We start from the raw sequence: 12,774 nt of genomic DNA on the forward strand, positions 1-12,774 counted from the left end.
TTTTTTATGCCCCTCATTTTTAATGACATCCTTCCATGAAAAATAAGCTCTGCATTGGGTTGATATTGATTTCTCAATTGCTGCTTGCTCAAAATACGAACTCCGCAACACAAACCCCCGAACTGATAACCATGAAATCATCATTTGCACCCACTGGCACCATACGTGTTGGAATCAATCTCGGGAATCCTGTGTTGGCAGGCTCTATCGATAAGACTGAACCGCAACCCAAAGGGGTAACGATTGATATCGCCCATGAAATTGGTCGACAATCCCAACTGCCGATAGAGATTATTTCTTTTCAGACTGCGGGCGAAACTGTTGAGGCTCTCAAAGCTGGCGCACTTGATCTCATCTTTGTGGCAATTGACCCAATTCGTGGAGCAGACATTAGCTATACCCCGCCCTACATTCAAATTGAAGGGGCTTATATGGTCAAGGCCTCATCCCCTCTTCAATCAAATGCAGAAGCAGATGCAAAAGGAAATGAAATTGTCGTCGGCAAAGGAAGCGCCTATGATCTTTACCTGACCCGAGAAATAAAGAACGCTAAGCTACTTCGCTCTGCCAGTTCACAAGCTGTTGTAGATGACTTCATGAATGGCAAGGGAAATGTAGCTGCTGGAGTAAAGCAACAACTCGAAAGCGATGCACAACGCTATGATGGGCTACGCATGCTTCCAGGTAGATTCATGGTAATCAATCAGGCGATTGGGATACCGAAGGCACGTCCCCAAGTAGAAAATACGAATGTCTATTTAAGCAAGATCATTGCCACACTCAAGACATCAGGATTTATAGATGAGGCTCTCAAGCGGCATGGTATTGAAGGCGCCAAAGTTGCTGATTAACAAGAGTGAGTGTGCAAACGTTCTGGTACTGCCACATTCTTCCACTCTAATTCGGTTCGGATAGCCTCAGCCAATACAGCAGATGCCTCAGGCTCTCCATGAACCACAAAAACCGACTTAGGCGGCGATTGAAAACCACGCAACCAGCCTAGCAACCCTGCCTGATCTGCATGAGCAGATAGGCCGCCAATAGTATGAATCGATGCTCTGACTGGAACCTCCTCGCCAAACAATCGAACTTTGGTCGCCTTATCGACTAAGCGACGACCTAAACTACCATAAGCCTGAAAGCCAGTAATGACAATCGCATTTTGCGCACGAGGTAAATTACTTTGTAGGTGATGCAAGATCCGACCCGCATCACACATTCCACTAGCGGAAATAATAATTGCGCCACCCTTAAGCTTATTTAATGCTTTTGATTCTTCAACGTCCGCGATAAATCGCAAATCTACAGCGCCTGGATTTTTTTTGAACCACTCCAGCGTCACTTGTGATTCGCGATCTAACTGAGTGAAGAAATGCTGTGTTAAATGAGTGGCGGCAGTGGCCATTGGAGAATCTACCCAAACACTCAAGTGAGGCAATAAATTTCTACGAACCAAATCAATCAGTAGAAATAGAATTTCCTGGGTGCGGCCTACTGCAAATGCGGGAATAACGATATTTCCATGCGCACTCATTGTGCGGGTAACAACCTCAATGAATTCAGATTCGGTCTCATCCATACTTTTATGCAAGCGATCACCGTAGGTGGACTCCACCACCAAAACATCCGCATGCGAAATAATGGCGGGATCAGGCATCAGCAATTTGCCTTTCATGCCAATATCCCCTGAAAACACGCAACGCTTTTTAGATGCACCATCTTCAGTGATATCGATAATGGCAATCGCAGAACCTAGGATATGCCCCGCGTTTTGAAACTCCAGATCAATACCATCAGATAGCTGAAGGGACTTGCCATACTCGAGCACTTCACATTGCCCAAGCGCCAACTCAACCTCTTCCAATGAATACAGCGCGACCGGCAGATCTCCACGCCACTTCCCCGCTTTTTGCCTGCGCTCAGCACGTTCAACATCGGAGCGCTGCAAATGCGCACTGTCAGGCAATAATATTTTCAATAATTCAAAGGTGGCGCCAGTGCAATAAATCGGGCCAGTAAAACCTTGAGCGCACAATCTTGGCAACAGACCGCTATGATCGATATGGGCATGCGTGAGAACAACAAAATCAATCTCCTTGGCGGAGAAAGGCAGCGGCTCTAGATTTTTAGTGGTGGCCTCACGACCGCCCTGAAACATGCCAAAATCAACCATGAAGCGTACAGGACGTCCACCCAATTGCGCTTCAACCGAATGCCTTGATCCAGTCACCTCACCGGCAGCACCTAAAAATTGGATTCTCATAACAATAGGATACTCCCGATATTATTGGCGGTTGAGATAAAAAATAGAGCGATACTAGCCCCATGCACACGCCAGCCCCAGCCCTGCAAGCACTTGATCTTATCCGGCGCTTAAAACGCGAGTCTTCAGAGCACAAAGGTAATGCCGGGAAAGCCTTGCTAGTTGGTGGCGCACCTGGCATGGCTGGCGCTCTATTACTTGCCGGCAGCGCGACGCTCCATCTAGGGGCGGGATGGACAATCTTGGAGATGCTTGACCCAAGCTCCGCACATGCGTATCCGGAACAGGCTGAACTCATGGTTCGCTTAGCAAGCTTTAAAGCTCAAGAACAACTTACCAGTACGGCGCCAGATGTCATCGCCATCGGCCCTGGCCTCGGCTTCTCCACGCTAGCCAAAGAATGGCTAAATGCTGTTCTGAACTTTCCAGAATGCCCAATTGTGATTGATGCAGATGCGCTAAATCTTATTGCGGATACCCCCCAATTCCTAGAAAAGTTAAAAGAGCGTAATCAATTATTTCCAGGCCGCAGCGTACTCACCCCTCACCCAGGAGAGGCGGCTCGCCTTCTGGGTATCACAGCCGCCCAAGTACAACAGGATCGATTTGCCGCTCTCATGGCTCTAGTCAAACGAAGCGACTCAATCATTGCCCTAAAAGGGGAGCGCACACTGATCGCCTCCCCCACTCACGAAGCAGCTCAGTGCGCGCAAGGTAATCCCGGAATGGCGACTGGCGGAATGGGCGATGTCCTTACGGGAACGATTGCAGCCATTGCTGCGCAGGGTATCGCACATCAGATTGATCTGTGGGAGGCAACTTGTGTTGGAGTTCAGCTACATGCGACTGCGGCTGATAGCTTAGTAGCCAAACAAGTAGGACCGATTGGACTTACACCAACAGAGGTCACTCTAGAGATGAGAAGCCTTCTAAATAAGCTGTTATAAATTGGCATGCAATCCATCAGCAGAGCACATCAACACCGTCGATATTTATATGGGCTATCTATGGCCGGCCTGGGATCTGTTCTGTTCTCCGGTAAAGCGGTTTTAATTAAGCTAGCATTTACCTACGGCGCAAATGCGGAAACTTTAATTGCTCTACGCATGCTCATGGCCCTCCCATTGTTTTGGGGAATTTATTGGTGGCAAGCTCGCAGACAACAGATGGTGAGACTTAGCCTGCATGATCAACTGAAAATTTTTGGCCTAGGATTTATGGGCTATTTTTTCTCAAGCTATTTAGATTTTTTAGGGCTGCAATATATCTCTGTCGGATTGGAGCGCATTGTCCTCTACCTCACTCCAACCATCGTCCTACTCATCTCTTATTTTGTTTTAAATAAAACGATCAGTCGACTCCAATGGTATGCCCTGGTTGTGGGCTATCTTGGTGTGATCGTGGTATTCATTCAAGATGCAAGCTCAACAGGCTCCACAGCTTTACTGGGTATGGTCCTCGTGTTCGCGAGTGCCTGCGCTTACGCTATTTATATGATTGGCTCTGGAGAGATGGTCAAAAGAGTGGGTAGCGTACGGTTGGTTGTATATGCCAGCTCAGCATCAGCCCTACTCAGCGTCATTCAGATTTTGATTTACGATCCCGCCGCTGTCTTTGTACAAATTCCTCAAATTTATTGGCTAAGCCTTTTGAATGCTAGCTTATGCACGGTAATTCCAATGTTACTCATCATGATTGCTATCAATCGCATTGGATCACCCTTGGTTGCCCAAGCCGGCATCCTGGGTCCTGTCTCGACTATTTTTATGGGCTGGGCTGTCTTATCGGAACCAGTTACTTGGATTCAGATCAGCGGGATGAGCTTAGTGATGGGGGCAATGTGGCTACTGGTACGCAATGATGCCCCAGCAAAGAAAAAGGGTCTGGACACTCCAAGATCAACTGACTATGAAGGATCCGACCCCATCAACTAATGCGCTAACTTAACTACGCAAAACGCAGTTAAATGCAGCGTTACTGAGCAGCTACAGGCTCTTGAGCTGCCTTTGCCTTTTTCTTAGCTTTCTTTTTCGCTTTTTTCTCGGCTTTCTTTTCTTTCTTGGATTTCTTCTTGGCCTTCTTCTCGGCCTTCTTCTCGGCAGCTTTATCAGATTGAGCTGCTGGAGCTGGCGTAGCCGGAGCTGCTGCTGGCGCCGCAACAGGAGCAGGTGCAGGTGCAGGCGCTGGGTCAGCGGCCAGCACCGTTAGCGGAGATAGGCCAATTGAAGCGGAAATGAGAGTAGCTAAACTAAGTTTTGCAAAGCGAGAATTCATTTGAGACTCCAATAGGTTTGTTGATGATTTAATAATACTCAATTATTTGTCATAAATGCTTCATTTAACAAGGTTTGCTATGAACCCCTTTCCAGACGACATCTTCACAGAACCTCAAGGGTTTTCAGTTGACACACTGAAAAATCTCGGCCCCCTCTCTCGCCTTGCCGGAATTTGGGAGGGACAGCGCGGCCTAGATATCAAGCCTAAGGCTGATGGGCCAAAAAAACAGGTTTATACCGAGCGGATTGAGATGCAGCCCATCGACCCACAGACCAATGGGCCACAGTTGTTTTACGGATTACGCTATCACCTACACATCACGAAACCAGATCAAGTCAAAACTTATCATGAGCAAGTGGGTTATTGGCTTTGGGAGCCCGCCACCGGACTCATTGTGCACACTCTCACAATTCCTCGCGGGATGGTAACGATGGCAACTGGCAAGGCCCTGGCAAGCGCAACTCAATTTGAGTGCATAGCCAAAATTGATGATCCAACAGCAGGAATCTCATCTAGCCCATTTTTAGATTACGCCTTCAAGACGATTGAGTATCGAATTTTGATCACCCTCTTGGATGATGGAACGTGGTCTTATGAACAAGATACTGTCATGATGATTAAAGGTCAGACTGAACCTTTCCATCATATTGATAGCAACGTATTAACAAAAATTGGTGAGCCCACCCCAAACCCACTGGCCATGGAGGCAACAAAAAAGCCGTCCTAGGACGGCCTTTTAGTAAAGTTGAATCTTCTGAGAATTAAGCTGTTTGAGCTTCAGTCTCAGTAATTTTTTCTAATGCTGCCTGTAGGTGGCCGACTGTACGATCAACATGCGCCAACTTCTCTAAACCAAAGAGACCAATGCGGAATGTACGGAAGTCTGGGCGCTCATCGCACTGCAAAGGCACACCGGCTGCTGTCTGCAAGCCAAGCGCAATAAACTTCTTGCCTGATTGAATATCTGGATCCTTGGTGTAGCTAACCACCACACCTGGAGATTGAAAGCCTTTTGCAGATACTGAGTGGTAACCTTTTGATACCAGCAAGGCGCGCACTTTGTCACCCAACTCTTGTTGCTTTTGCTTAAGAGCAGCGAACCCTAAAGTTTGCGTTTCTTTCATGACGTTGCGCAAAATCTTGAGCGCGTCCGTTGGCATAGTTGTGTGATACACGTGACCACCCTTTTCATAGGCCTCCATAATCTGAAGCCACTTTTTCAAGTCCATTGAAAAGCTACTGCTTTGGGTGGCATCAATACGCTCGCGAGCACGATCACCCATAGCAATCAATGCACAACAGGGTGAGCTACTCCAACCTTTTTGCGGGGCGGTAATGAGAACATCGACATTACAAGCCTTCATATCAACCCACATGGCGCCAGAGGCGATGCAATCGAGTACGAACAAACCATTTACGGAGCGTACGGCATCACCAACCGCTTTGAGATAGCCGTCCGGCAAAATGATCCCTGCTGAAGTTTCAACATGGGGAGCAAAAACCACCGCGGGTTTTTCTTTCTGAATGAATGCCACTACCTCTTCAATTGGCGCAGGAGCAAAAACACCTTGCGCGGAATCTTCCAATTGCTTGCCTTTAATAACAGTGACGTCCTGAGTGATATTGGCTAAATCAAAAATTTGGGTCCAGCGATAACTAAACCATCCATTACGCAGTACAAGACACTTTTGATTATTGGCAAATTGACGAGCAACCGCTTCCATACCGAAAGTGCCGCTACCAGGAACAATCACCGCAGAGCTCGCGTTATAAGCGTCCTTGAGGATGCTGGAAATATCCACCATCACTTTTTTAAACTCTTCAGACATATGGTTTAAAGAGCGGTCGGTGTAGACAACCGAAAACTCTAAAAGGCCGTCTGGATCAACGTTGGGGAGTAAACCTGGCATAGTAATTTCCTAGTAAATCGTGTGATTAGCCCTAAATGATACTGATTTAGGGCCCAATGGGTGTTTGAGCACTGAAAACCCCTCTAAACGATGATTTTGGCCTATTGGAAGGGGTTTGGACGCCTTATCGCCTAGTAGATGAGGCCAGAATTCCGATAACGATCAAGGTGAAAGCGAGACCATGGAAGAATTGAGGAGGGTCACCCAAAATCGCAGCGGAGAGTAAGGCAGTGAACAAGGGAATCAGGTTGGCAAAAAATGCCGCCACTGTTGGCCCCGCGCCATTCACCCCTAGACCCCAGCACCGATAAGCAATGAGGGAGGGTCCAATTGCCACAAAAACGATGAGGGCTCCCGTCCAGTAATTCAGATCAATAAAAGCGTTGCCAGTGGCAATTTCTAGGCCGTCGAACATCAAGGTCCACAGTAAGCCAATCATGACTTGAGCCATCAAAAATTCAGCCCATGGCCATTGCTTTTCATTACTCTGCCCCGGACGACTAATCATCCAGCTGTAAAAGGCCCACAGGATGGTAGCCAACATAATGAGCAAATCACCCATAACAACCTGCATAGTCAGTAGGCTGGCTAGCTCTCCTCTGGTTAGAACCACCATAACACCTACCAATGAGACCGCTGCACCAATCATTTGCAAAAGTGATGGCTTCACCCCATAAAACGCAGCGCCAATGAACAGCATCCAAATTGGCATGCTTGCCCCAATTAGGGTGACATTGATCGCGGTCGAGGTCTGCAGCGCTAAATAGAGGAGCACGTTGTAACTCCCCACCCCAAGGAGACCCAGGAGCAGGAAGCGGCGTTTGTTTTGCCACAAGGCGCTTCCCGGTTTAAATATCCGCCACCCCAAAGGAAGCAACATCAATGCGGCCAGCCCCCAACGCGCAGCACTCAAGGTGACCGGAGAAATGCTTCCAACCAAAGCCCGCCCAGCAATAGCATTACCGGCCCACAAAGCAGTGGCGAGCAGCAAATAGCAAACGGTTGGGAGGTTGAGTTGAGGCATTTATAGAGCAAATGGCTAAATAAGCGAGTAATTGGAGGTTGAATGCGACCTGACCCTTGGCATTGTAGAAACAAACGGCTGGTATTGCTAAGATAGAGCTTAATTTACCGACAGCCATCTTGAAATGGCAATACAGAAGAGGATTTTAGTGGCGATCATCACCAATATTGAAGACTTGCGGGTATTGCACCAAAAACGTACTCCCAAGATGTTTTATGACTATGCGGACTCTGGCTCTTGGACTGAGTCAACTTATCGCGCCAATGAATCCGATTTCCAGAAGATTAAGTTGCGTCAGCGCGTTGCGGTCGACATGACCAATCGCACCACCAAGACAACTATGGTTGGTCAAGAAGTTGCCATGCCGGTTGCGTTGGCACCTACAGGCTTAACCGGAATGCAGCATGCTGATGGTGAGATTTTGGCGGCTCGTGCGGCAGAGAAGTTTGGCGTGCCCTTCTGCTTATCCACAATGAGCATTTGCTCGATTGAAGATATCGCTGAGCGCACTACCAAGCCATTTTGGTTTCAGCTCTATGTCATGAAAGACCGTGGATTTATTGAGCGTCTGATTGAGCGTGCCAAAGCCGCTAAGTGCTCTGCCCTCGTGCTCACTTTAGATCTACAAATTTTGGGGCAACGCCACAAAGATCTCAAAAATGGATTATCCGCACCCCCAAAATTGACGATTGCCAACATCATTAACATGATGACAAAACCGCGTTGGTGCATGGGCATGGCGATGACTCCACGCAGGACATTCCGTAACATCGTTGGTCATGCTACCGGCGTTGGCAATATGTCATCCCTCTCCTCGTGGACAGCAGAGCAATTTGATCCAGGCTTAAGCTGGGATGACGTTGAATGGATTAAAAAGCTGTGGGGCGGAAAACTCATTATTAAAGGCATCCTGGACGAGGAAGATGCGCGCATGGCGGCAAATTCTGGTGCGGATGCTTTGATTGTGTCAAACCATGGTGGTCGTCAATTAGATGGCGCTATTTCCAGCATTCAAGCACTGCCAGGAATCGTCAATGCGGTTGGCAAGGATATTGAAGTATGGATGGATGGCGGCATTCGCTCCGGGCAAGATGTTATCAAAGCCTGGGCGCTCGGCGCACGCGGTACTTTGATTGGTCGCCCATTCCTTTATGGATTAGGCGCAATGGGTGAAGCAGGCGTCACAAAGTGTCTAGAGATTATTCATAACGAACTAGATATCACCATGGCTTTCACTGGTCATCGTGACATTCAAAACGTCACTAAAGATATCTTGTATCCAGGAACTTTTTAATATTCCACACTTAGCCAACTCCCCGCTGCTTGTCTTTGCGATCTCCGCCGTAAGCCTCTCGGCATCGGTTTGGTTTGGCAATGCGGTATTAAGCAAGTACCGCACAAAAGATACGGAGACTTCAGCGGACCTAGGAATTATTCAGACGGCAACTCTGACTTTACTTGGTCTGATTATTGGCTTTACCTTCTCTATGGCAATCGCTCGGTATGACTTACGACAAACCTACGAAGAGGCAGAGGCCAATGCGATTGGCACGGAATTCCTGAGGGCCGATTTACTACCGAGTAAAAATGCGGAGGTAGTTAAACAACTCCTCAATGAGTATCTAGATCAACGCATTTTGTTCTACTCAAAACAAGATCACGAAACTGCCAATCAAATTACGCGGCGTACCGTGGAATTGGAGTCAGCTTTATGGAGCGAAGTTCTTCCCATAGCTCGCACCCAATCAAGCCCCACAATCGCCCTGGTTGTTTCAGGAATGAATGATGTCATTAATTCACAAGGCTATACCCAAGCAGCATGGTGGAATCGAATTCCTGGCGCTGCTTGGTGGTTAATGGCCGCAATCGCCGTTGGTGCCAATCTTCTAGTGGGATTTGGAGCAAGAAACTTTAAGCGTAATACCGCACTCTTCATGATGTTCCCGATCATGGTTTCAATTGCGTTCTTTTTAATTGCCGATATTGATAGCCCAAGAGGTGGCGTGATTCGCATAGACCCTCGCAATTTAATCGACCTTAAGCAGAACATCGCTCCAGCAACTAGCCACACACCCTCAATAGGCAATAATCAATGAAACGTGTTGTAGATGTGTACAAAAATCGGGGACGTGAATTGGTTTGGACTTATGTAATTCACCTTGGCAACCTAGAGTTTCATCCCGCCCAAATTGATTTCGAGCTAGAAGCATTGCGACTTTCTCAACTCGATAAACGCGGGACCGTCAGCGAACTCAGTGCCAAAGCGCGCCTTTCCATTAAGTAGTTTCGCATTAACCCTAAGGCAAGTATTGCCAAAGACTTGGCTATCATATTGATTGCAAATCCCTCAATCAATTTATGCCAAATACACGCTATCACCCTCTTGCAATCTTCTTTCATTGGCTTATTTTTATTCTGGTGGCAGCCGCGCTCTTGGTGATTGAGCTCAAAGGCCAATACCCCAAAGGGAGCAAGCCGAGAGAGCTCTGCAAAACAATCCATAGCTTCATCGGACAAATCATTTTTATTGCCATGATCATGCGACTGATTGTTCGCCTTAAATTTGGCACACCAACACCCTTAAACCCCAATCAGGCCCTTGTTGTCTCAGCCAAAATCATGCACTGGCTTCTTTACGCCTTACTCCTAACCCTTCCGGTAATGGGCTTTGTTTTCTTGCAGGCCGGCGGTAAAGAGGTACATTTTCTCGGCTGGGTTTGGCCCCAGCTCATCGAACCAGATCCGAACATCAAAAAAATCTTTAAAGAACTCCATGAGTCGCTCGGTACCTCGATCTACTTTTTGGTTGGCATACATGCCGCGGGCGCATTATGGCAACATTACATCCTCAAGAATGAGACGCTGCGTCGCATGCTCAATAAATCAACGCAATAAAAGGCCTTAAGAAATGAAACCGCTCACTAAAAAAGCCAAGATGGCTGTAGGTTGGACTATTTTGATGACAGTCATTGGCACTGCGATGCTGCATCAATGGCAATTTTTTGCTATGGGATGCGCTTCGGTGGCGTTGCTATTGGTGGCCAATCACTATGACCTCTTGAAGGATCCTGAAGACAAAAAATAAGACCTCTTTCTTTCGAAGGAGGTCTTTACCTTTTGCTACCTCAGTTTTAACTCAATGCTTTATAGGGTCGGGTAATCCGTATACCCCACCTCAGCTCCACCGTAGAAAGTTGCACGATCGTAGGCATTGAGTGGGGCGCCCTGTTTAAAGCGCTCCGCCAGATCCGGATTGGAAATGTACAAACGCCCGTACGCTACGGCATCTGCTAAACCAGCTTCTAAGACTGCCTCGCCCATCGCCTGATCGTAGCCTCCAGCACTAATAAATTGGCCTTGATAGGCTGCGCGGAAGATCTCCGATGTAATTGGCGCTGTTTCATTCACCTGATCATTGCCGCCAGCGCTCGTAGAACGGGGCTCAATCATATGAACATAAGCAAGCTGATAGCCATTTAACTTTTGTATAGCCGCATTGAATAAACCAACTGGATCGCTATCGGCCATATCGTTGAAGCTGCCATACGGAGATAAACGCACGCCAATGCGATCGCTTGGGAATACCTTGGTAACCGAATCAATGACCTCGCCCAATAAGCGTAAGCGATTTTCTACCGAGCCACCATATTGGTCCGTACGGTGGTTGGTTTTATCTTGTAAAAATTGATCCAATAAATAACCATTTGCCGCATGAATTTCTACGCCATCAAAACCCGCTGACTTTGCATTCTGGGCGGCAGCCTCAAACTCTTTGAGAAGGCGCGCAATATCATCTAGTGTCATTGCCTTAGGCGTTTCATAGTCATGCAACTTCCAGTCCGCGCCATAAGTCTGACCAGCGGCCGCAATGGCAGAAGGCGCCTCTGGAACGCCCTGCTCTGGATGCAATGAGGAATGTGAAATACGTCCCACGTGCCACAACTGCGCTACGATTTTTCCACCTTTAGCATGCACAGCCTCAACAACCTCTCTCCAGGCAGCTGTTTGCTCGGGAGAGTAGATTCCCGGGGTTGCTGGATACCCCTTAGCAAGAGGAGAAATTTGTGTTGCCTCAGAAATGATGAGTCCAGCGCCAGCTCTTTGCGCATAGTATGTTTTAGCCAATGGGTTTGGGACATCGCCATCCACCGCGCGCATCCTAGTTAAAGGAGCCATTACAAGGCGATTCTTTAATTCAATGGCGCCGAGCTTAACAGGGGTAAACATTATTTCTTTTCCGGACATATGACTCTTTCTATGGATGCTGATGGGATTACTAAATGGGACACTGTAGCAAGAATGACTCGTTCTTGCTTGGCGCTAGTTAATTCTTGCCTACACTTTTAACAGGGCTACGACTCGTTTTTGCATTCCGCTTAAAACGATCCTGAATACAGTCGGAGAGAGCTTCAAACTCCTGAAGATGCGCTGTGGAAGCGCGTGCCACTAAGGCGATAACCCTTTTAGGCGCGGGCGGAGCCAATGGACGAGCAACCAAACTGGTACCGTTCAATAAGCCGCCCCTCACAGCCATTTCTGGCAATAAGGCGATACCCATTCCAGACTCAACCATTTGCAAAAGCGTCAAAAGACTCGTCGCCTCCATCCCATCCGCTTTACGAATATCGGAGCGTTTGCAGGCCTGCAAGGTATGCTCCCTCAGGCAGTGTCCTTCCTCCAATAACAAGAGGCGCTCAGCCATCTTGGCGGGCAAATGAATTTCCTTACCCTTAAGGGCGGGATCCTCTTCATGAGCCACCAACCAAAACTCATCATCAAATAACTCTTTAACCAGCAAACCAGAAGTTTCATAAGGCAAGGCGATCAGGATGAAGTCCAGCTGATGTTCGGCAAGCCTCTCCAAGAGGTTTGCCGTCAGGTCCTCACGCAAAGCAATCTTGAGATCAGGAAAGCGCTCACGAATATCTGGCAACACATTTGGCAACAAGAAAGGTGCAATTGTTGGAATCACGCCCAAACGCACCGTCCCAGCCATGGGCCTGCCTGCAGCCCCAGCATACTCAACTAGGTCCTCAGAAGCCGCCAAGATGGCTTGTGCACGCGTAAGAAGCTCAAGACCGATGGGAGTGACCGCAACGTTTTGCCGATCACGCTCAACCAGACGAACCCCCAGACTGTCCTCAAGCTCTTTTAAGCCCGCACTCAGGGTGGATTGCCCAACAAAACACACTTCAGCCGCGCGAGTAAAGTTCAGCTCTCGGGCAATAGCCACAAAATAACGAAGTTGACGTAGTGAAGGTAGAGCAGCCATAAAGTTGAAATATCCCTATAATCAATTT

General features: G+C 47.9%; 15 protein-coding genes. 9 read left to right on the top strand and 6 right to left on the bottom strand.

Annotation, left to right across the window (positions count from 1 at the left end; translation table 11 throughout):
* The first annotated feature begins 35 nt into the window (after window positions 1-35).
* The gene (locus FD960_RS06270) at window positions 36-851 is read left to right on the top strand and encodes an ABC transporter substrate-binding protein (RefSeq protein ID WP_251369754.1); all 816 of its coding nucleotides are present in this window, start codon (window positions 36-38) and stop codon (window positions 849-851) included.
* On the opposite strand, the gene FD960_RS06275 is transcribed toward FD960_RS06270, so the two are convergent.
* Complete coding sequence (locus FD960_RS06275) at window positions 848-2,263, bottom strand: MBL fold metallo-hydrolase RNA specificity domain-containing protein (RefSeq protein WP_215297943.1); 1,416 nt, start codon at window positions 2,261-2,263, stop codon at window positions 848-850. The two genes, FD960_RS06270 and FD960_RS06275, sit on opposite strands and share 4 nt — an antisense overlap.
* A 62-nt stretch (window positions 2,264-2,325) precedes the next feature.
* Here FD960_RS06275 and FD960_RS06280 point away from each other — a divergent pair, with 62 nt between their 5' ends.
* Together FD960_RS06280 and FD960_RS06285 are read left to right on the top strand one after the other, a co-directional pair.
* The gene (locus tag FD960_RS06280; RefSeq protein WP_215297945.1) at window positions 2,326-3,210 is read left to right on the top strand and encodes an NAD(P)H-hydrate dehydratase; all 885 of its coding nucleotides are present in this window, start codon (window positions 2,326-2,328) and stop codon (window positions 3,208-3,210) included.
* A gap of 6 nt (window positions 3,211-3,216) precedes the next feature.
* Window positions 3,217-4,197, top strand: a complete 981-nt coding sequence (locus FD960_RS06285) for a DMT family transporter (protein ID WP_215297946.1) — start codon at window positions 3,217-3,219, stop codon at window positions 4,195-4,197.
* A 40-nt stretch (window positions 4,198-4,237) separates the two neighbouring features.
* On the opposite strand, the gene FD960_RS06290 is transcribed toward FD960_RS06285, so the two are convergent.
* Window positions 4,238-4,537 (bottom strand): protein tyrosine phosphatase, encoded by a 300-nt coding sequence (locus FD960_RS06290; RefSeq protein ID WP_215297948.1) that lies wholly within the window; start codon window positions 4,535-4,537, stop codon window positions 4,238-4,240.
* 79 nt (window positions 4,538-4,616) lie between these two features.
* On the opposite strand from FD960_RS06290, the gene FD960_RS06295 reads away from it, so the two are divergent.
* Window positions 4,617-5,267 carry an FABP family protein gene (locus tag FD960_RS06295; RefSeq protein ID WP_215297950.1) on the top strand — a complete coding sequence of 217 codons (651 nt, stop codon included), beginning with the start codon at window positions 4,617-4,619 and terminating at the stop codon, window positions 5,265-5,267.
* A 34-nt stretch (window positions 5,268-5,301) separates the two neighbouring features.
* Here the strand turns inward: FD960_RS06295 and FD960_RS06300 are convergent, their stop codons facing one another.
* Together FD960_RS06300 and FD960_RS06305 are read right to left on the bottom strand one after the other, a co-directional pair.
* Complete coding sequence (locus FD960_RS06300; RefSeq protein ID WP_215297952.1) at window positions 5,302-6,450, bottom strand: aminotransferase class V-fold PLP-dependent enzyme; 1,149 nt, start codon at window positions 6,448-6,450, stop codon at window positions 5,302-5,304.
* A gap of 124 nt (window positions 6,451-6,574) precedes the next feature.
* Window positions 6,575-7,474: a DMT family transporter gene (locus tag FD960_RS06305; protein WP_215297954.1), complete on the bottom strand. Its 900-nt coding sequence runs from the start codon at window positions 7,472-7,474 to the stop codon at window positions 6,575-6,577.
* A gap of 148 nt (window positions 7,475-7,622) precedes the next feature.
* Between FD960_RS06305 and FD960_RS06310 the strand changes: the two genes are divergently transcribed.
* From FD960_RS06310 to FD960_RS06330, 5 genes are all read left to right on the top strand, one after another.
* The gene (locus FD960_RS06310; protein WP_215297956.1) at window positions 7,623-8,768 is read left to right on the top strand and encodes an alpha-hydroxy acid oxidase; all 1,146 of its coding nucleotides are present in this window, start codon (window positions 7,623-7,625) and stop codon (window positions 8,766-8,768) included.
* Window positions 8,719-9,570 carry a hypothetical protein gene (locus tag FD960_RS06315; RefSeq protein ID WP_251369755.1) on the top strand — a complete coding sequence of 284 codons (852 nt, stop codon included), beginning with the start codon at window positions 8,719-8,721 and terminating at the stop codon, window positions 9,568-9,570. The genes FD960_RS06310 and FD960_RS06315 overlap by 50 nt, the downstream gene beginning before the upstream one ends.
* Window positions 9,567-9,758: a hypothetical protein gene (locus FD960_RS06320; RefSeq protein ID WP_215297957.1), complete on the top strand. Its 192-nt coding sequence runs from the start codon at window positions 9,567-9,569 to the stop codon at window positions 9,756-9,758. Before FD960_RS06315 ends, FD960_RS06320 begins: the two co-directional genes overlap by 4 nt.
* A 74-nt stretch (window positions 9,759-9,832) precedes the next feature.
* A complete protein-coding gene (locus FD960_RS06325) occupies window positions 9,833-10,369 on the top strand; it encodes a cytochrome b (protein WP_215297959.1) in 537 nt (178 codons plus the stop codon).
* A 13-nt stretch (window positions 10,370-10,382) separates the two neighbouring features.
* Window positions 10,383-10,559 carry a hypothetical protein gene (locus FD960_RS06330; RefSeq protein ID WP_215297961.1) on the top strand — a complete coding sequence of 59 codons (177 nt, stop codon included), beginning with the start codon at window positions 10,383-10,385 and terminating at the stop codon, window positions 10,557-10,559.
* 59 nt (window positions 10,560-10,618) lie between these two features.
* On the opposite strand, the gene FD960_RS06335 is transcribed toward FD960_RS06330, so the two are convergent.
* Complete coding sequence (locus tag FD960_RS06335) at window positions 10,619-11,701, bottom strand: alkene reductase (protein WP_251369756.1); 1,083 nt, start codon at window positions 11,699-11,701, stop codon at window positions 10,619-10,621.
* A gap of 97 nt (window positions 11,702-11,798) precedes the next feature.
* On the bottom strand, window positions 11,799-12,746 hold the full coding sequence (locus FD960_RS06340) for a hydrogen peroxide-inducible genes activator (protein WP_215297964.1): 948 nt from the start codon (window positions 12,744-12,746) through the stop codon (window positions 11,799-11,801).
* Window positions 12,747-12,774: the final 28 nt, after the last annotated feature.

Origin of the sequence: Polynucleobacter sp. AP-Nino-20-G2 (genome assembly GCF_018688235.1) — a bacterium.
Lineage (GTDB): Bacteria > Pseudomonadota > Gammaproteobacteria > Burkholderiales > Burkholderiaceae > Polynucleobacter.